Origin of the sequence: Bacillus sp. FJAT-27245 (assembly GCF_001273955.1) — a bacterium.
Classification (GTDB): Bacteria; Bacillota; Bacilli; order Bacillales; family Cytobacillaceae; genus Bacillus_D.
Map to the genome: position 1 here is coordinate 3,137,517 of NZ_LIGI01000001.1, position 18,749 is coordinate 3,156,265.

At 47.6% G+C, this 18,749-nt stretch carries 21 protein-coding genes and 1 riboswitch; of the genes, 10 read left to right on the top strand and 11 right to left on the bottom strand.

The genetic code is table 11. The features are described from left to right. Window positions 1-13: 13 nt before the first annotated feature. Both ADU24_RS15335 and ADU24_RS15340 read right to left on the bottom strand, forming a co-directional pair. On the bottom strand, window positions 14-1,084 hold the full coding sequence (locus ADU24_RS15335) for a tetraprenyl-beta-curcumene synthase family protein (RefSeq protein ID WP_053367454.1): 1,071 nt from the start codon (window positions 1,082-1,084) through the stop codon (window positions 14-16). 103 nt (window positions 1,085-1,187) lie between these two features. Next, window positions 1,188-1,994, bottom strand: a complete 807-nt coding sequence (locus tag ADU24_RS15340) for an alpha/beta hydrolase (protein ID WP_053367455.1) — start codon at window positions 1,992-1,994, stop codon at window positions 1,188-1,190. A 282-nt stretch (window positions 1,995-2,276) separates the two neighbouring features. Here ADU24_RS15340 and ADU24_RS15345 point away from each other — a divergent pair, with 282 nt between their 5' ends. Then, window positions 2,277-2,801, top strand: coding sequence for a gamma carbonic anhydrase (locus tag ADU24_RS15345; RefSeq protein WP_053367456.1), 525 nt, complete (start codon window positions 2,277-2,279; stop codon window positions 2,799-2,801). A gap of 85 nt (window positions 2,802-2,886) precedes the next feature. On the opposite strand, the gene asnB is transcribed toward ADU24_RS15345, so the two are convergent. The 3 genes from asnB to ADU24_RS15365 form a co-directional block, all read right to left on the bottom strand. Further along, entirely contained in the window at window positions 2,887-4,776 is a 1,890-nt protein-coding gene (gene asnB, locus ADU24_RS15350; RefSeq protein WP_053367457.1) for an asparagine synthase (glutamine-hydrolyzing), read from the bottom strand. A gap of 308 nt (window positions 4,777-5,084) precedes the next feature. Next, window positions 5,085-6,284, bottom strand: coding sequence for a methionine adenosyltransferase (gene metK / locus ADU24_RS15355; RefSeq protein WP_053368961.1), 1,200 nt, complete (start codon window positions 6,282-6,284; stop codon window positions 5,085-5,087). 222 nt (window positions 6,285-6,506) lie between these two features. Then, a riboswitch (SAM riboswitch) is annotated at window positions 6,507-6,625 on the bottom strand. A 114-nt stretch (window positions 6,626-6,739) separates the two neighbouring features. Continuing rightward, window positions 6,740-7,114 carry a thiol-disulfide oxidoreductase DCC family protein gene (locus ADU24_RS15365; RefSeq protein WP_053367459.1) on the bottom strand — a complete coding sequence of 125 codons (375 nt, stop codon included), beginning with the start codon at window positions 7,112-7,114 and terminating at the stop codon, window positions 6,740-6,742. 125 nt (window positions 7,115-7,239) lie between these two features. Here ADU24_RS15365 and pckA point away from each other — a divergent pair, with 125 nt between their 5' ends. Next, on the top strand, window positions 7,240-8,829 hold the full coding sequence (pckA, locus tag ADU24_RS15370; protein WP_053367460.1) for a phosphoenolpyruvate carboxykinase (ATP): 1,590 nt from the start codon (window positions 7,240-7,242) through the stop codon (window positions 8,827-8,829). A gap of 510 nt (window positions 8,830-9,339) precedes the next feature. Here pckA and ADU24_RS15375 read toward each other — a convergent pair. Together ADU24_RS15375 and ADU24_RS15380 are read right to left on the bottom strand one after the other, a co-directional pair. Beyond that, on the bottom strand, window positions 9,340-9,582 hold the full coding sequence (locus ADU24_RS15375) for a DUF2584 domain-containing protein (RefSeq protein WP_053367461.1): 243 nt from the start codon (window positions 9,580-9,582) through the stop codon (window positions 9,340-9,342). A 37-nt stretch (window positions 9,583-9,619) separates the two neighbouring features. After that, window positions 9,620-10,411 carry an alpha/beta hydrolase family protein gene (locus ADU24_RS15380; protein ID WP_053367462.1) on the bottom strand — a complete coding sequence of 264 codons (792 nt, stop codon included), beginning with the start codon at window positions 10,409-10,411 and terminating at the stop codon, window positions 9,620-9,622. Between the two features lie 114 nt (window positions 10,412-10,525). On the opposite strand from ADU24_RS15380, the gene ADU24_RS15385 reads away from it, so the two are divergent. From ADU24_RS15385 to ADU24_RS15395, 3 genes are read left to right on the top strand one after another with little or no spacing between them, the layout of a single operon-like run. Further along, window positions 10,526-11,524, top strand: coding sequence for an ABC transporter substrate-binding protein (locus ADU24_RS15385; RefSeq protein WP_053367463.1), 999 nt, complete (start codon window positions 10,526-10,528; stop codon window positions 11,522-11,524). Window positions 11,525-11,546: 22 nt separating this feature from the next. Then, window positions 11,547-12,314 carry an ABC transporter ATP-binding protein gene (locus ADU24_RS15390; protein ID WP_053367464.1) on the top strand — a complete coding sequence of 256 codons (768 nt, stop codon included), beginning with the start codon at window positions 11,547-11,549 and terminating at the stop codon, window positions 12,312-12,314. A gap of 34 nt (window positions 12,315-12,348) precedes the next feature. Further along, window positions 12,349-13,107 carry an ABC transporter permease gene (locus ADU24_RS15395; RefSeq protein ID WP_231689698.1) on the top strand — a complete coding sequence of 253 codons (759 nt, stop codon included), beginning with the start codon at window positions 12,349-12,351 and terminating at the stop codon, window positions 13,105-13,107. 51 nt (window positions 13,108-13,158) lie between these two features. Here ADU24_RS15395 and ytkD read toward each other — a convergent pair whose 3' ends face one another. Further along, complete coding sequence (gene ytkD, locus ADU24_RS15400; RefSeq protein WP_053367466.1) at window positions 13,159-13,638, bottom strand: RNA deprotection pyrophosphohydrolase; 480 nt, start codon at window positions 13,636-13,638, stop codon at window positions 13,159-13,161. A 169-nt stretch (window positions 13,639-13,807) separates the two neighbouring features. Between ytkD and ADU24_RS15405 the strand changes: the two genes are divergently transcribed. Then, window positions 13,808-14,629, top strand: a complete 822-nt coding sequence (locus ADU24_RS15405; RefSeq protein WP_156324593.1) for a DUF6612 family protein — start codon at window positions 13,808-13,810, stop codon at window positions 14,627-14,629. 4 nt (window positions 14,630-14,633) lie between these two features. On the opposite strand, the gene ADU24_RS15410 is transcribed toward ADU24_RS15405, so the two are convergent. Beyond that, window positions 14,634-14,963, bottom strand: a complete 330-nt coding sequence (locus ADU24_RS15410) for a hypothetical protein (RefSeq protein WP_053367468.1) — start codon at window positions 14,961-14,963, stop codon at window positions 14,634-14,636. Between the two features lie 154 nt (window positions 14,964-15,117). Between ADU24_RS15410 and ADU24_RS15415 the strand changes: the two genes are divergently transcribed. After that, window positions 15,118-15,372: a DUF6154 family protein gene (locus tag ADU24_RS15415; protein WP_053367469.1), complete on the top strand. Its 255-nt coding sequence runs from the start codon at window positions 15,118-15,120 to the stop codon at window positions 15,370-15,372. Window positions 15,373-15,487: 115 nt separating this feature from the next. Beyond that, complete coding sequence (gene ytzI / locus ADU24_RS23075) at window positions 15,488-15,712, top strand: YtzI protein (protein ID WP_231689623.1); 225 nt, start codon at window positions 15,488-15,490, stop codon at window positions 15,710-15,712. Window positions 15,713-15,893: 181 nt separating this feature from the next. On the opposite strand, the gene ADU24_RS15425 is transcribed toward ytzI, so the two are convergent. Beyond that, window positions 15,894-16,367 (bottom strand): S-ribosylhomocysteine lyase, encoded by a 474-nt coding sequence (locus ADU24_RS15425; protein ID WP_053367471.1) that lies wholly within the window; start codon window positions 16,365-16,367, stop codon window positions 15,894-15,896. 143 nt (window positions 16,368-16,510) lie between these two features. Between ADU24_RS15425 and yidD the strand changes: the two genes are divergently transcribed. Then, window positions 16,511-16,762: a membrane protein insertion efficiency factor YidD gene (gene yidD / locus ADU24_RS15430; RefSeq protein ID WP_053367472.1), complete on the top strand. Its 252-nt coding sequence runs from the start codon at window positions 16,511-16,513 to the stop codon at window positions 16,760-16,762. A 192-nt stretch (window positions 16,763-16,954) separates the two neighbouring features. Here the strand turns inward: yidD and ADU24_RS15435 are convergent, their stop codons facing one another. Beyond that, window positions 16,955-17,512 (bottom strand): beta-class carbonic anhydrase, encoded by a 558-nt coding sequence (locus ADU24_RS15435; protein WP_053367473.1) that lies wholly within the window; start codon window positions 17,510-17,512, stop codon window positions 16,955-16,957. Between the two features lie 224 nt (window positions 17,513-17,736). Between ADU24_RS15435 and ADU24_RS15440 the strand changes: the two genes are divergently transcribed. After that, window positions 17,737-18,708, top strand: a complete 972-nt coding sequence (locus tag ADU24_RS15440; RefSeq protein WP_053367474.1) for a metal ABC transporter solute-binding protein, Zn/Mn family — start codon at window positions 17,737-17,739, stop codon at window positions 18,706-18,708. Window positions 18,709-18,749 lie beyond the last annotated feature (41 nt).

Sequence of the window (18,749 nt, forward strand, 5' to 3'; positions counted from 1 at the left end):
GGATGCCTCTTTGTTAATTTGGCATGACTTTTTGGAAAAAACGGTAGGCGATGCCGTTAACATAGAAAAATCGGCTGACAGGGCCGCCATACTTGATGATTTTTTTCGCAAGCTTCCGGACCCCTTCCTGCTTGCGGACCTTTTCGTCGGACAAGTAAATGCCCAGCAGGCCCCGGTTGATCAGCCTATGGAATCGCTGGTTCGGCAGCCCTTCCGTATGCCGGTCCGCCTCTTCCATAAAATGCCTCAGCCTATTGAACAGCGTTTCCTGGTTTTTGTAATAAAAGCAGAAATTCAAATCCCCGCCCGCGAGGTCCTCCTCCTGGTCGATGAAATAATCAAGCAGGATATGAAGCCCCTGGATATAAGGGAAATAACCGTTCATCACCTTTTCCGCTTCCCGTTCGCTAAAATCGCTCCCAAGGGCATACGAGACAAGGCAGAAAATGCCGAGCGTCGAACCGGAGCAGGCGGAAAATTCGTACCACTCCATTTCCGGCATCCGTGTTTTATGCCGCGCAAACCATTCCTGCAGGCGTGGTTCCCTCTCTTCAGGGGTAACATGCTTATGTACCTGAAGCTCGCAGTAGAAGCCGCACAATTCGAGAAGGTGGTCCCTGATAACCGGATACCTCTCCATGGAAGCGAGGACTGAGTTGCATTTTCCGACAAGCTCTGCAAGGTAACCGCCATCATCCCTGTCCTCACGCTTGCTGTAGTAATCACCGTGCGGCTCGCCCGGGATGAGCGCATCGAACATCGCATCATGGAGGCTTGCAAAATCATCCGGGTCAAGCGACGTACTCCTGTCGCAAAGATTATCAAGATAATCGCTAATTGTCTGGTAGGCAACGATGAACGAAATCGCCTTTTTATACTCTTCTTTTGCGATGAGCGCGAGGATGGCCCCGCCTTCGCAATGGAACGCTTTCGTGTCTATGCTCGCCAAAGCCTGTGTGCGCAGTTCCTTATTCGGGATGGCTTCGGCCCTTTTTTTCCAATAAGATAATTCGTCTTTAACTGCCGGGAAAATCTTCCGGTATGTTGTAGCCATTAAACTGGCCGGTTTCATTGGGATTGCCATTGTTATCACCTATCATTCGAAAAGCACGGGCTTCTGGAATCCGGGACGGGTTAATCCCCGTGCCTGATATCACTTGTGGATGCCCGTGCTGGCATTTTGTAGTCTAGTCAATTACATAACCGATTTCCCGCAACTGGCCATTGACAAAGTCGTGGGCGTATTCAAATACCTTGTCACGCTCGGGTTCATTGAAGATTTCATGGTAGAATTCCGGCCATTCCTTGATCCTTTTTTCCGATAGCGGCGCCTGGTTGAACCAGCTCCTGACCGCTTTCTTGCTGACAATCAAATCATTCCCCGCCTGCATGACAAGCGCTGGGACGTCCTGGATGTGCCCAAGATCATGGAACGCTGCTTTCATCGCATCCTGCAGCTCCCGGTACCACCTGACCGAAACCTTCGTCACATAAAGAGTGTCATTCAAATCAAATTCCTGGACTTCCTTGTTCCGTGTCGCCATCTTAACCGTAATCCCCGATTTCATTCTTAGTGAAGGGATTACAAGGTTGAGGCCATAGGAAAGGAAGTTGATAAACTTTGGCGGCTCATGGACAAGCCCGAGGCATGGAGATGACAGAATCACTCCAGCTATTGTCAGTTTTTCTTCCTGCAGGAGCCTGATGGCAATCAGCCCGCCCATGCTATGCCCCAACAGGAAAACCGGCAAGCCGTATATATACGCCGCCTCTATCCATTCCTTCACTTCAGTTAAATATTCATCAAACGAATCGATATGGCCACGGTATGCGCGCGTGGTCATCCCCTGGCCGGGAAGGTCGCCCATGATGACATGGAACCCGGATGAGCGCCACATTTCAATCAGCCACCCGTAGCGCCTATGATGCTCCATCGCTCCGTGCACCATCACGATGACGGCTTTTGCTTCGCCGTCTGCTTCCCATTTCCACATAAATCTTCCTCCTAGCACAAAATGCGCAAGCGCCTTGATTAGCCCCGACAAGCGCTGAAGGACCGAAGCGAACTCGAGGGGCTAGACGCTGAGCTGGATTACAATAACTTTATTCGAGTTATTCACAAAGTTCTATATTATGAATACTTAAGCAGCAACCGAAAACTAACGTTAAAAGAATAATAACATAGAATTGTCCCCGTGATACCCATTTTGCTTTGCAAGTAATGGACATAATCCGGTACACTTTCAATGTATGAAAAAGATAAAGGGGAGTATTCAATGATCTATCCGTATAAAGGCAAGTATCCGCAAATAGATGAAACCGCATTCATCGCAGATTACGTCACCATTTCGGGCGATGTGGCAATCGGCCCTGAATCAAGTGTCTGGTACAACACGGTCATCCGGGGCGATATCGCGCCTACAATCATCGGCAAAAAGGTCAATATCCAGGACAATTCCGTCCTCCACCAAAGCCCCGGCAACCCGCTCATCCTCGAGGATGAAGTAACGGTCGGCCATCAGTGCACATTGCACAGCTGCATCGTCCGGAAAAACGCGCTAATCGGGATGGGCTCCATTATCCTCGACAAGGCTGAAATAGGCGAAGGCGCCTTTATCGGGGCTGGGAGCCTCGTTCCTCCCGGCAAAAAAATCCCTCCCCGGACACTGGCGCTCGGAAGACCGGCAAAAGTTGTCCGCGAACTAAACGAGGAAGACATTAAGGAGATGGAGAGGATTACAAGGGAATATGCCGAAAAAGCCCAGTATTATAAGGGCCTTACACCCCTAAACCTGAAATAAGCAGATCAATCGCGGCCAGCGACTTTTGATAAAAAAGCAAGGAGCTCCCCTCTATACAAGCGGGAAGCTCCTTTTTAACAACATTCTAATTCATGGCCTGATACGATTGCTTCGCGCCAAAGGAATACTTATCTTCAACGTACACTTGATGCCAAACCATGAACATCAGTACTGTCCAGATTTTCCGGCTGTTGTCTGCTTTTCCGAGGCAGTGGTCATCGAGCAGCTTAAGCAGGTACTGCTTGTTGAACAAGTGGTCCGTGTTGCTCTCGCGGATGATATCCTTTGCCCATGAGTTCATTTCGTCCTTCAGCCAGTGGCGGATTGGCACTGGGAAGCCAAGCTTCTTCCTGTTGAGTACATGCGCGGGAACAAAGCTTTCGGCCGCTTTCCTTAAAATATACTTCGTTGTGCCGTTGGCCGTTTTCAAATCGGCTGGAATCCTTGAGGCGATGTCAAACACTTCCTTATCCAGGAACGGTACCCGGAGTTCGAGTGAGTGCGCCATCGTCATTTTATCCGCCTTCAACAGAATGTCTCCGCGCATCCACGTATGGATATCGATATACTGCATCCGGTCGACTGGATTATAGCCTTCGCTTTCAGAATATAGCTTTTTCGTAATATCGGTAAAATCAAGCCCTTCGCGGTACACGTTCAGCAATTCGCGCTTTTCTTCCTCGGTGAACATTTTCGCATTCCCGATATAGCGCTCCTCCATCGGGGTTACACCGCGTTCAATAAAGCTTTTGCCCCGTGTTCCTTCAGGCATCATGCTGGCAATTCCTTTTAAAAGAACTTTCCCTACCCGTGGAATCTTGTTGAACACTTCGAGGTCGCCCGGTTCGCGGTATATATTGTATCCGCCGAACAACTCGTCCGCGCCTTCACCAGACAGGACAACCGTTACATGCTTCCTGGCCTCGCGTGCGACGAAGTACAACGGAACACAGGCCGGATCGGCAAGCGGATCATCCATATGCCACATGATTTTCGGAACCTCGGCCATATACTCCTCCGGGGTGATCACGTAACTGATATTTTCCACGCCGAGCCTATCGGCCGTTTCCTTCGCCACATCAATCTCACTGAAGCCGTCCCGCTCAAAGCCGACCGAAAACGTCTTGATGGCAGGATGGTATTCCTTCGCGATTGAGGCGATGATTGAAGAATCGATACCGCCGGACAGGAAAGAGCCGACAGGGACATCGCTCCGCATATGCATTTTAACTGAATCGAAAAGCACCTCCCTGATTTCCTTGACGAACTCATCCTCGGATTTCAAAACAGGAGTGAAATTCGCTTTCCAGTACCGTTTAATTTCCATTTTCCCGCCGGCTTTTTTTGTAAAATAATGGCCCGGCTCAAGTTTATGGATTCCTTCTGTCATCGTCTCCGGCTCCGGAACGAATTGATATGTCAGATAATGCTGGAGCGAATCATAATTCAGCTCCTCTTTGTTGAGCGCAAGCAGGATGCTCTTTTTCTCTGAGGCAAAAAACGTCTTGCCATCGCCTTCATAATAAAAGAACGGCTTGATTCCAAAATGGTCGCGGGCGCCGAACAGCGTCTTTTCCTGTTTGTCCCAAATGACAAACGCAAACATCCCGCGCAGCTTCTGGACAGCCTTTTCCTTCAGATGGCTGTACAGGGCGAGGATGACTTCCGTATCCGAACTTGTCGAAAATGTCAGCCCTTCCTTTACTAGCTCTTCACGAAGCTCGACATAGTTGTAGACCTCGCCATTGAAAATAATCCAATAACGTTCGTTTTCATATGTCAGCGGCTGGGCGCCACATTCGATATCAATAATGCTCAATCGCCTGAAGCCAAACTGCACATGCTCGTCAAAATAGTATCCATCATCATCCGGCCCGCGATGGGTAATGATATCATTCATGCATTTAAAAATCTTCTTTTCATCGTCCCTGAAACTTTGTTCTTGTTCATGGACACAACCGATAAAACCGCACATATGTAGTTCACCTACTCCGATCATTGCTTTTTTTTGACTGTAATTATCCCTGCGGCATGCTTCCGTAAGAGGTGCAGCCAACAGTTTTAAATTCAAAGTCACTTGGTTATGTTTACTCGTTAAATGGCCGTTACTTCGGCACCACTTAATACTACCATTTTTCAGAAAAAAATTGCACTTGCAGCCGAAGGAAAATTACGGAACACATGGATTTTAGTCCAAAACCGCGTCCCCAACCTCCTTTTCCTTTATTGACGCAAATAAAAAACGGGAGTTACATGATATCATGCAACTCCCGTTAAGCACAATTATTTGGATGCCTGTTCCTTCAATGCGTCAGCCTTGTCGGTACGCTCCCATGGGAGGTCGACATCATTGCGGCCAAAGTGGCCATAGGCGGCTGTTTGTTTGTAGATTGGCTTGCGAAGATCAAGCATGTTGATGATTCCGGCAGGGCGAAGATCAAAGTTGTTCTCAATGAGTTCAACAAGAACCTCTTCGCTTACATTGCCAGTTCCAAATGTATCAACCGAAATCGATACAGGACGGGCAACCCCAATCGCGTAGGCAAGCTGGACTTCTACCTTGTCAGCAAGGCCTGCGGCAACAAGATTTTTCGCTACATAGCGCGCTGCGTATGCGGCGGAACGGTCAACCTTTGTCGGATCCTTTCCGGAGAAAGCACCACCGCCGTGGCGCGCATAGCCGCCATACGTATCAACGATGATCTTCCGGCCGGTAAGTCCGGCATCCCCTTGAGGGCCGCCGATGACGAAACGTCCGGTCGGGTTGATGAAGTATTTTGTCTTGTCATCCATAAGGTCCTGCGGAACAACAGGGCCGATAACATGCTTTTTCAGGTCGCTCTGGATCTGTTCAAGCGTAGCTTCCGGGCCATGCTGGGTTGAAATAACAATTGTATCAATTCGGACTGGATTATTGTTTTCATCATATTCAACCGTTACCTGGGTTTTTCCATCCGGGCGCAGGTATGGAAGTGTTTCATCCTTGCGCACTTCTGTCAGCCTGCGGGAAAGCTTGTGTGCAAGCGAGATTGGAAGCGGCATTAGCTCTTCTGTTTCATTGCAGGCGAAACCGAACATAAGTCCCTGGTCCCCCGCACCGATTGCTTCAATTTCCGCATCCGACATGCTGCCTTCACGGGCTTCAAGCGCCTGGTCAACGCCCATCGCGATATCGGCTGATTGCTCGTCAATTGACGTCAATACTGCGCATGTATCGGCATCGAAGCCATATTTCGCGCGTGTATAGCCAATTTCACGGATTGTCTCACGGACGATTTTTGGGATATCAACATAAGTTGACGTTGTGATTTCACCCGCTACAAGGACAAGGCCTGTTGTAACGGAAGTTTCTGCAGCGACGCGGGCATTTGCGTCTTTTGCCAGGATCGCATCTAAAATCGAATCGGAAATCTGGTCGCAGATTTTGTCTGGATGGCCTTCAGTCACTGATTCAGACGTGAATAGTCGGCGTTTTGATGGCATCTGGATTCCTCCTATATCTTCTTTATAAATGAGGTCAGCTGCATGGAACATTTCCGGCCTGCCTTGCAACCTCGGTTTCACGGTACTCATTTCCCTAAGTAGTATGAAGTAAACCTGGGGGTTTTATGAATACCCCGCTCCTTAAGATGCTGATTCGTAAGGCTGCAAATAAAAAACCTTCCCTTTTGAGGAAAGGTTGCATTGAGTGGTTTGCGCCTTTCACTCTTATCGTTCAAGGCATGCGCCTTGCATCAGGTTTGGCACCTTTTCCGGGAAATATTTCCCATAGGCAGGTTGCCGGGCTTCATAGGGCCTGTCCCTCCACCGGCTCAGGATAAGAGAGTATCCGTTCAAGGTAAAATCATACCACACTGTCGAAGCATGTCAATGATTTTTATGAGAAAACCATCTTCAAAAACCATCTATTTTTCTTATGGTTTTTCATAAAAAAACCATTAGATTGAACAGCTTCCATCCGCACACATTTCGCCCATCCATTTGACCCTGTTTCTGGCAATCCAATTGTAGATTGGAATTCCGGCTTTTGCGGCAAATGGGAGGTAAAGGAGAAGTGCCGGCAAGAAAGTTACAGGGAATTGGAGCAGCAGTTTCCTGACCGCAAAATAGCCTTTGTAAACCTTCCCGTCCCCGCCAATCAGGTGCAACTCCCTGCGAAGGTCGATTGCCCTGAAATCGGGCTTGCGGCCTTCCTTTTCATATTCTTGAAGAGAGAGCCACTGGACTCTTCCAAGCCAATCGATTTTTTCGGATTTCGCCTTCGACTTATTGCAAAGGACACAATTTCCGTCATACAGCGCCAGCAGCTTCATTGAAAACCCTCCAAATTTATTATAAAAAAGATTGTTATTAGTATAGACCAATTAGATGAATGTGCTATACTATTCGTGGGATAAAAAAGCGCTTTATAAACAAAAGGCAAAGGGGAAATTAATACATGTTTGGTGTGCATAATCCAGAAACTCCGTTCAAGTTGCTGAATGAAGCAAACCTTCTAGTCCAGCTATCCGTTCCGGAATTAGTTGAAAAAGTGTTGAGCCGTGGTGAAGGGCTGCTGACATCGACAGGTGCAATCAGCGTATCGACCGGTAAATATACAGGCCGTTCTCCTGAAGATAAGTTCATTGTCGAAGAAAAATCAAGCAGCGGCAAAATAGATTGGGGCCCAATTAACCAGCCTATTTCAGAAGAAGCATTCTCTACTCTCTATAATAAAGTAATTGATTACTTAAAACAAAAAAATGAAATCTTCGTGTTTAATGGATTTGCTGGCGCGGATAAAAAATACAGGCTGCCAATCCAGGTTATCAATGAATACGCCTGGCACAACCTTTTCGCACACCAGCTATTCATCCGTCCCGAAGAGTCGGAATTGCCTGGACATAATCTGGAATTCTCGATTATCTCCGCGCCCGGCTTCAAGGCCGACCCGGAAGTCGATGGAACGAAATCGGAAACGTTCATCATCATTTCTTTTGAAAAGCGAATCGTTCTGATCGGCGGAACGGAATATGCCGGAGAAATGAAGAAATCGATTTTTTCCGTTATGAATTATTTATTGCCCGAGGCTGGAATCATGCCGATGCATTGTTCTGCCAACGTTGGGGTCGAAGGCGATGTAGCCCTGTTCTTCGGCTTGTCGGGCACAGGAAAAACGACCCTGTCCGCAGATGCGAACCGCCGCCTGATTGGTGACGACGAGCATGGCTGGTCCGCAAACGGCGTCTTCAATATCGAAGGTGGCTGCTATGCAAAAACGATCAACCTCAGCCGCGAAAAAGAACCGCAAATTTTTGATGCAATCTGCTTTGGTGCTGTCCTTGAAAACGTTGTCGTCAACCCGAACTCCCGCGCTGCCGACTATGATGACGGATCGCTGACCGAGAATACGCGTGCCGCCTACCCGCTTGAAGCGATTAAGAACATCGTTTCGCCAAGCGTTGCCGGCCATCCGAACACAATTGTCTTTTTGACGGCGGATGCTTTCGGTGTCTTGCCGCCAATTTCAAAACTGACGAAGGAACAGGCAATGTACCACTTCCTAAGCGGCTATACGTCCAAGTTGGCCGGAACCGAGCGCGGCATTACCTCGCCGCAGGCAACGTTCTCCACCTGCTTCGGCGCGCCTTTCCTTCCACTCCCTGCCAAACGCTATGCGGAAATGCTCGGAGAAAAAATCCTTGAACACAACGCGCAGGTGTTTCTTGTCAACACTGGCTGGACCGGCGGTGAATATGGAACAGGCAGCCGGATGAAGCTTGCCTATACACGAGCGATGATCCAGGCCGCCCTTGAAGGCGAGTTAAGCAACATTGAAACGGTCCAGGACGACATTTTCGGCCTGCATGTTCCGCTTCATGTCCCTGGGGTTCCTGATGAAGTCCTGCAGCCGGAAAAGACTTGGGAGGACCCAAAAGCCTACCGCGTAAAGGCAATTGAACTTGCTGAAAAATTCCGCAGCAACTTCAATAAGTTTTCCGGCGTCGCTCCGGAGATCGCTGAAAAAGGCGGACCGATCATACAATAAGGAATTGTCGGCAGTTTGTTAATAAGGTAGGATAAATAAAGCACGTGAGGAAAACGGAGCTGTTTCCCTCACGTGCTTTTGTTATTTCTTTATACTCGTGTGACATCTGGGACGAATTTTGGGCTTCTTTTGGCACTGTTCATGTAATTTTTCTGACAACCTAACCCAATTTCAGCCTACGCTTGTCACATATCTAGGCTCTATCTGACAACCCAACCAAATTCCAGCCTCCGCTTGTCACATATCAGGGCTTTATTTGACAAGCTAATCCAATTCCTGCCTTCGCTTGTCACATATCGGGGATTTCTTACAACCACACCTGGATTTTGCCCTTTAGTTGCACTTAACCGTGATTCGAGCGACACCCTAAACCAACTTTATACACGAGGTTATCACGCATCCAATTTTTGCAACACCCAATTCCAAACTGCTCTACAACAAAAAAACGCCCCCGGCACGCCGCCGGGAGCATTCATCATAGGCTTCTTTTCAACACTAAAACCATACCTATCAATTCGGTGAGCTAAGTGCAATAAGCTCATACGTAATCCGTGTCTTGCCGCCTTCAAGTTCAACCTTCAGGATTTTTGCCGTCCCGCTCGAATCCGCTTCGATGGTCCGCCGGATATCGACAGGAATATCAATTGGATAGAGGCGGTATCCTTCTTTTTCCAAAAGGAATAAATTTTCTTCGAGCCTTTGCTCCTTGCCCTTGGTAACGATCATTGTATTCACTTCAAGTGGCATTCCCATACTTGACCCTCCTCAAATTCACCTTTCTCTAATCATATCATTTGCCGCTATGGCTTTTCATCCACTTCGTAACGTCCGCGACAACTTTCCTGTTGACCGCCGGAGGGAAGTAATGGGTGAATTCCTCAAAATACCAGCTTTCGACTGGTTTGCCCAGTTCCTTCAGCCTTTTTTCAAGCCTGTATGAATGTTCCGCTGATACATTTCCATCCTTGGCACCGTGAATGATTAGGACCGGCACCTCCAACTGTTCGAGTCTGTAAAGCGGTGTCCTGTACTGGTATCTCTCTGGATATTTCAATGGCGTACCTCCGATGACCCGCTTCATCATTCTCCGCAAATCCTTCCTTTCCACATAGGTAAGCGCCATATCGCTCACCCCTCCCCACGTCGCCATCGAAGCGGCTTCCGGGAATTCGAGTGCTGTTAACAGGGCCATGACCCCTCCCCGCGAAAATCCGAAAATATGGATATCACGAACGGAAGGCAGCGACTGTAGAAGACGGAAAGCCGAGAACGCGTCCTGCCTGTCCTCACCGGCAAAATCCTCATCCCCCTCGCCCCCCTGGTTTCCACGGTAAAATGGCGCGAAAACCGTAAAACCTTCTGAAGCGAATTGGGCGATCCGGGCAGGGCGCACCTTGCCGACGTTTTTGATACCTCCTCGCAAATAGAGGAAACCATCCGCCGGCTCATAGCCCAAAGGCTTGGCCAGCATCCCTTTTACCTTCAGGCCGCCGGAATAATAGGTGACCAAAGACAGGGCGACATCCGGATTTGGTGACGGGAACCGCTGCTCCGCAATGATTTGTCCATCCGCTATCTCCATCCGTATCACTCCATCCAATTATTTTTTCCAATATGGGCATACACACAATCACGCCCGGTTCATACGATATCACAAGAGCAAACAGCCCAATTATTTTACCCAGGAGGTATTTGCATGAAAAAACCATTCAGGGCCGCCCTGATGATGCTTGCTGGCGCGATGCTGCTTCTCACCGCGTGCCAGGAAAAGCCAAAGGAAAAGAAGCTTGAAAAAGTCCGCATCGCAGAGGTGACAAGATCGATTTTCTACGCACCTGAATATGTAGCCCTCGCAAAAGGTTTCTTTAAGGACGAGGGGCTCGATGTCAACTTGACGACAACATGGGGCGGAGACAAAACGATGACCGCGCTTCTCTCCGGCGGTGCCGATATCGCACTTGTCGGATCCGAAACATCGATATATGTCCATGCACAGGGCTCGAATGACCCTGTCATCAATTTTGCCCAGCTCACCCAGACGGACGGCACTTTCCTTGTCTCCCGTGAAAAAATCGACAACTTTTCCTGGGATATGCTGAAAGGCAAAATATTCCTTGGCCAGCGCAAAGGCGGAATGCCGCAAATGGCCGGCGAATTTGTCCTGAAAAAGCATGGCATCGATCCGCACAAAGATTTGCAGCTCATCCAAAATATCGACTTCGCGAACATCGCCAATGCATTTGCCGGGGGCACAGGCGAGTTCGTCCAGCTGTTCGAGCCGACAGCAAGCATTTTTGAAAAAGAAGGAAAAGGCCATATTGTCGCATCATTTGGGACCGAATCCGGACACCTACCCTATACCACATTTATGGCAAAAGAAAGCTATATGAAGAAAAATCCCGCAATCATCAAAAAGTTCACGAAAGCTCTCTATAAGGCACAGCAATGGGTTGCCGAAACAGATGCAAAGGAAATCGCCAAAGCGATTGAACCATATTTTGAAGATACCGATCCAGGCATTATCGAAACAGTTGTCGACCGTTACAAAAGCCAGGGATCATTCGCAACCGACCCGATCCTTGACGAGGACGAATGGAACAATCTCCAGGACATCATGGACGAAGCAGGCGAACTTCCACAGCGGATTGGCCACCAAACACTTGTTAACACGGAAATTGCTGAAAAAGTAAAATGATTGCCGCAAAGGAGGCCGTTTCATGAGTTTCCTGACGATTGAAGAAATCCACCACACTTATTTCACGAAAGACATGGCAGTAACGGCCCTCTCCGGTATCAGGCTCTCCGTTGAGGAAGGGGAATTTATCTCCTTCCTCGGCCCTAGCGGCTGCGGCAAAACGACACTGCTTTCCATCATCGCCGGATTGGTTGAGCCAACGTGCGGCCGGGTGCTGCTAGGCGGCAGGCCGGCAGCAGCCGCAAAGCGACAAATAGGCTATATGCTCCAGCAGGACTATCTGTTTCCCTGGAAAACGATTGAGGAAAATGTCCTCATTGGCCTGAAGCTCGCAAATGCCCTCACTCCCGAGCGGCGGGAAGCGGCAATCAGGCTATTAAAGGAAATCGGGCTGCCCGGGGTCCAAAGGAAGCTCCCAAAACAGCTTTCCGGCGGAATGAGGCAGCGGGCCGCCCTCGCCAGGACCCTTGCTGCCGAACCAAAGGTCCTGCTTCTTGATGAGCCTTTTTCGGCGCTTGATTACCAAACAAAGCTGAAGCTTGAGGACCTTGTATCATCCACGTTAAAAGGACTTGGAAAAACAGCCATCCTTGTCACCCATGATATCGGTGAAGCCATTGCGATGAGCGACCGGATTTATTTATTATCCCCAAGCCCTGGCCGCATCCATAAAATTTTCGATATGCCGGATGCCATTCGCCGCCTGAAGCCTTTTGACTCAAGGAACCATGAGAGCTACAACAAGCTTTTTAAAGAAATATGGAAGGAGCTGGAGTCGCTTGAACAATGAACCGTCCATCAGCTCCCAACACGCGCTTTACCTGATGTCCCTGAAAAAAGAAAAACGGAAGGTCCGCTTTTTCCAGGCTTTAATCTTTCTTGTATTTTTTTCGGGCTGGGAACTTTGCAGCCGCCTGCAGTGGGTCGATCCGCTCATTTTCAGCGCTCCATCGAAAATCTGGAAGCTGATGCTCGTAAAGCTGCAGGATGGAAGCCTTCTTTCCAACCTTGCTTTTACCCTGAGCGAAACAATTGCGGGGTTCATCCTCGGAACGCTGCTTGGGACGATGATTGCGGCGATTCTCTGGTGGTCGCCCATTCTCTCAAAAATCCTGGACCCGTATTTGGTCATCCTGAATGCAATGCCGAAAGTCGCCCTTGGCCCGATTTTAATCGTCGCACTTGGGCCCGGCTATCTTTCAATCATTTCGATGGGAGCCATTATTTCGGTTATCATCACGACGATTGTCGTCTATACTTCCTTCCGCGAAGTCGACCCGAATTACCTGAAAGTGCTGCAAACTTTCGGGGCAACGAGGTACCAATGTTTTAGGGAAGCAATTTTGCCAGCATCCTTCCCGACGATTATTTCCACGCTAAAAGTCAATGTCGGACTCTCATGGGTTGGCGTCATCGTCGGTGAGTTCCTTGTTTCATCAAAAGGGCTTGGCTATATGATTATTTACGGCTTCCAGGTGTTCAATTTCACCCTTGTCCTTTTGTCGCTCCTCGTCATTGCCATCTTCGCGACGATTATGTACCAGCTCGTGGCCTTGTTGGAGAAGAAAATCGTAAAAAATTAAAGGATTGGCGACTTCCATACCGTACCGGCTGGCCAACCACGCCAGCCTTCGCTATTTTTCCCGAAGCTTTAATTCCCTTATCCTTTTCAGGCATTCTCCGACAACATCGTCCTTCATAATAAAACTATATTTTCCCCCAAACCTCAGTTCCTCAAGATCGCCATCGACCAATTCAGGGCCGTAGGTTTCAAAATACGTTTCCCGAACCTGCACATCCCTGGCTACTCCATAAAAAACAGCTTTGACAAAAGAAGCTGCTGGGCTTGTCACCCGGTATTCCGCAATCCAATGCAATTCGCAGAGAACCGCCCCTGTTTCCTCAAGGACTTCGCGGCGGGCCGCTCCTTCAAGTGTTTCGCCTAGTTCCACCTTTCCGCCTGGGAATTCAAGTCCTCGATGACCGTGCTTCGTCAACAGCCACTTACCGTTATGCAGGCAAATGACAAGAACGTGGCCCTGTTTTTCCGAAAAAGCATTCCGGCAAAAGGATAATTCGACTTTATTCCCGTTTGTATCCGTAAATTGTTTCATACGTTACCTCACTAAATTGGGTTTCTCCCCTTGATCCTCTCAATTTTATATTAGTCGTGATTTACACTTCATTCAAATAAATGGCGAAAATTTTCGAACGATGGTTTTTATCCACGAAGATAAGGCTAAATGATAGGAAGGGAAAGTTTTGGAAGGAGAGGCATTTCTTTTGCAAAAAATATTGGCCATCGCCGCAGCCATTACCCTTCTCTATTCAATGGCCGGCTGTAACTGGAACAAAAGCGGGCCGAAAAAGGCAAGTTCCGATTCTTATACCGTGGAACAGATCCTCGCAAAAGCAGATACGGCATTTGAAAGCCTGAGAAGCCTGTCTATCGATCTAGAGGTTACGCAGTTTATGGAGGTAGATGGAGCGGGAACAAGGCAGAAGCATTTCTCGGAAATTCATACCGATATGGTGACGGCTCCGGCGGCTTTCCACCAAACTTCAACCATTGAAGATTCAATTTCCGGCCTTCGCCAAATGTCGGAAACATACTATACTGACGATGGCATGTACCTAAATAATGAAAGTGGGGCCGGGTGGATAAAGGTAACGCCTGAGCAGGCAGCCCGGGCCGGCGCAGCGAGCTTGCAAATGAATCCCGCAGCAGAGCTTCACAAGGCAGATGGATTGCACCCCATCCTCTCCTTGGTGGAAAACAGCGAAGAATTTATTATTACGTTAAAGGCGGCGGGGGATAAGCATAGGAAGGATTTGAAAAAAATCATTACTGCAAGCATGCCTGCCGAACTGCAGCGTAATAATGAATTGCTTGAAAACCTGCACATTAAAAGTTTCAATTATGAACTTGTTGTTAACAGAAAAAGCTTTTTCCCTTCCCGTTTTAATGCAAAGGCGGAAATAGAGCTTTCCATCACAGGCAATTCTGTTACAATGGAACAGGAGATGGAAGGGAACTATTCCAACTTTAATAAAATCAAGGGCATTTCAGTCCCAGAATCAATCCGGCAGCTTGCTGGGGATTGAAAATTCAAGCCATTGGATTTTCGGAAAGGATCCCCATTTCTTCTATATGGTTCTTTGCCTGCTCATCCCCTAAATCATGGATGGCCTGATAGATTTGTTTCAGCTTTTCATCTATAGCATTATTTTCCTTATCGTGGTGGTACTCCCTAAATGGAATGTGAGCCCTGATAAAGTTCTTCCATTCATTCGCATAATTCTCATTGAATAGGGAGCGCAACTCAGTAATTTCTTCATCCGTGGCCTTTATTTTAAAACTCCAGGTTGAGCTCGTTTCATCCCTGGAAATTTCGCCGCTCTCAACAGCGATATAATATGTTTTCTTGTCCTGGCCCATTCCGAGGAGCCCCCTTCAAAACCGTATTATGATTTGTTTCCCTCAAACAGGGTGCAATTATTCAACGGTGCGAAGCTTGAACAGGAATACTTTTTTTAACAAAGGGTATTAAAATAATAGGCAAAAACTTTCTTCTTGTCTGGAGGTGAATGTTGTGAAATTGGTTGATGAGCTATATGAATTATACCGCAACAAACTTACCGGGGATGAGGAAGATATTGATATGCTTGCATTTGCCTTTCTTGAGGAAATGACGCATGAAGACCTGCTAGCCTTGATCCAGGATATGGACAAGCAGGAGCTGTATGACCTGATGGGAATTTATCTAATAGAGAGCCTGAAAGGAAAGTTTGCCAAGGATGACTACGGGCAGCGCCCCGTAACCTTCTATCCTAGAAATATACATTAAAAATACATAGGGGTTGGGAAAAGGGGAGCCTTCACACAAAGCGATAGGCTCTTTTTTTCGTATAAAAGTGGTTGGGAAACCAGTCCTTTGGCCTTTCCACTTCTGCTATGCTACAATGGAACCAAAAGAAACAGCCGGCAAATATGGCTGTATGGAACGGGGGACGGAAATGGTCATTGTCATGATTTTCAGCATCATCATTTGCATTGCCGTCATTTGGCTGACTGTTATTGTGACAAATAAAGCCTATGCTTTTAAACATTCGGTCGATTCGATGGATTCCCTGCCGAAAGGAAAAGATGATTCAAAAGATAGCACCAGAAACGTTGCCAACAGCTAAAAGGCTTCCCGGACCACATTGCCGGGAAGCCTTTTGTGTTTTATCGTTAGGGCTTGCTATCCTGGGGAAATATATAAATTAAACTTATGTTTTTCATGTTGCTCGACCTGCGCTCCAGGCACTTCGGTCCTGCATGGCAATTCTTTAGTTTAATTTATATAGAAAGCCCAAATCCTTTTAATTAAGCGAATACTTGCTTCAATTCCTCTTTGCTGTGTCCGAGCCAGAAGCGCATCAGCTTCTTCGCGCCTTCAAGGTCATGAAGTTTTGCCTGGCCGCACTGCTTCTCGTTCGCAGCCGGGATCTCGGTAATTTCGACGGCATCCTTCATCGTATCATCAAGCAAATCAATAATTTCCTCCACTGTCGGTTCACCGCTTACGACAAGGTAGTAGCCTGTCTGGCAGCCCATCGGGGAAATGTCAATAATATCGAAATGGTCATATTTATCGGCATGTTTGCGAATGTTGAACGCAAGCAGATGTTCTAGAGTATGGATGGAGTCAGGCTTCATCGCCTGCTTATTCGGTTGGCAGAAACGGATGTCATATTTATTTACAACCCCGTCGCTGCCGACTTTATGGACGCCGCAGTGGCGGACATAAGGGGCTTTCACGGCGTTATGGTCAAGTTCAAAGCTCTCAACTGAAGGCATTTGCTTCACTCCTTTAAGCATTCTTCCTATATCCTACCATAAATTCCGACTAAATTCATCTACTTTTAGGAAATTCATGTTTTAGACGCTTTACCTGTTTTATGGTACAGTGATGAAAAAAAACACCAAAGGGAGAAATCATTATGCTGCAGAAGCTTTTCATTGGAATTATCCGTTTTTACCAGATTGCCATTTCTCCTTTAAAACCGCCGACGTGCAGGTTCTATCCGACCTGTTCCACATACGGGCTTGAAGCGGTCCGACGTTTCGGGGCGCTTAAGGGCGGATGGCTGGCGGCTAAAAGGATTGTTAAATGCCACCCTCTCCACACCGGAGGAATCGACCCCGTACCGGAAGAATGGCCGGCTAGGAAAAAAACACCTGAAAATGGTTGAACTATAAAATTAATTTGGAGCATAAGTTGATTGGAGCGGAGCGCACCGGCTCCTCGAAAATGCTTCGCTTTTTCTTCGTGCGTGGGCAATTTCGAAGATACCATTCAGCGTCCGGCGGGCAAGGTGTGCCAGGAGCACCAATCAACCGCAATGTTTTATTAGAATCTAATCCATTTATTTAGTGCCGCTTGATCAATACCCATTTACAACAAGGTCAAGCTCCCCTGTTTCGGGATTGATGACAAGTCCGTGTACCGGGACATCCGTTGGCATAAGCGGGTGATTTTTGATCATCTCGACACTGTGTTTGACGCTGTCGCTTACATTTTCAAATCCGTGGAGCCATTGCTCGATGTTGATACCCGAATAGTTGAGTGTATCAAGCGTTTCTTGGGCAACGCCCCTTTCTTTCATGCACTCCACCACCGGCTCCGCCTTCATTCCGCTCATCCCGCAATCATGGTGGCCAATCACCATCACTTCCTCTGCCTGAAGTTGATAAACCGCGATAAGGACGCTGCGCATAATACTGCCGAAAGGATGGGCGATTAACGCGCCAGCATTCTTAATTAATTTTACGTCGCCATTGCTGAGATTCATCGCTTTTGGCAAAAGTTCCAATAGCCTCGTGTCCATGCATGTTAAAATAACCATCTTCTTATTCGGGAATTTGGTTGTCTGGTATTTTTCATATTCTTTTTTGTCCACGAAGGTTTTATTGTATTCCAAAATTTCATTCAGCATTTCCATTATTCTCTCACCTTTTTATTGTAGATTTGCCGCGGCTGTTTGCCGCAAAAAGTTCCTTTTTATAGAATACCGGAATGTATAAAGAAAAAACAATTTTTAATGCTTGCGTTCCGTATGATTTTTGTGTATGATAAACCAGTCAACAAATCGGAATCATTACGTATTAACTATATTTTTTTGGAATTTAAATCGGAATCAGTACGATTTAAGAGGAGGAACAACGAATGAAGAAAAAGACACTGGCGTTAATATTCCTGATTGCCGGCATGCTTCTCTCGGCATGTGGCGGCACTGCCGGGCAGACGCCGGAACACAAGGATAAAAAAGAAGCACTTACCGTGTACACAACCGTTTACCCCCTTCAATATTTTACCGAAAGAATTGGCGGAAAGCATGTGGAGGTTCATTCCATTTACCCTCCAGGCGCGGACGAACATTCCTATGAGCCGTCCCAAAAGGATATGATTTCTCTGGCCGAATCAGACCTGTTTGTCTATATAGGCCTAGGCCTGGAAGGTTTTGTGGAAAAGGCAAAGGACAGCCTGAAAAACGAACAAGTGAAGATGGTGGCTGCCGCAAAGGATATCGAACTTGAAGACGGCCACGAAACAGAGATAGAAAGCGAAGATCACGGCCATGAGGAAGAAGCCGGGGAACATGGGCATCATCATGGGGGTATCGACCCGCACGTCTGGCTTGACCCGGTTTATGCAAAGTCGCTTGCAGCCGAGATTGAAAAAGCATTGGCTGAAGAGCAACCGGAAAACAGGGCTGAATTCGAAAAGAATTATCAGGACCTCGCTTCCGATCTTGACGAGTTGGACCAGAAGTTCAAGGATGCCGCTGCAAACGCGAAGCATAAAGAAATCATCGTCTCCCATGCCGCGTTCGGCTATTGGGAATCCAGATATGGGATAAAACAAGTTTCGATCGCGGGAATGTCAACGGCAAGCGAGCCGACCCAAAAAGATATGGAGAGGATTATTTCGACCGTAAAAAAAGCCGGCATCAACTATATCCTTGTTGAGCAGAACATCTCCCCGAAACTCGCAAAAACCGTCCAGGCAGAGACGGGCGCGAAAATTATCCAGGTCCATAACCTCGCCACACGGACAGAAAAAGACATCAAAGACAAAGAAACCTATTTTTCATTAATGGAAAAAAATCTTGAGACGCTGAACAAGGCGATGAATTAATCCTTGTTCACCACGAGAGCACCCGTTGCCCCGCCGGCAAA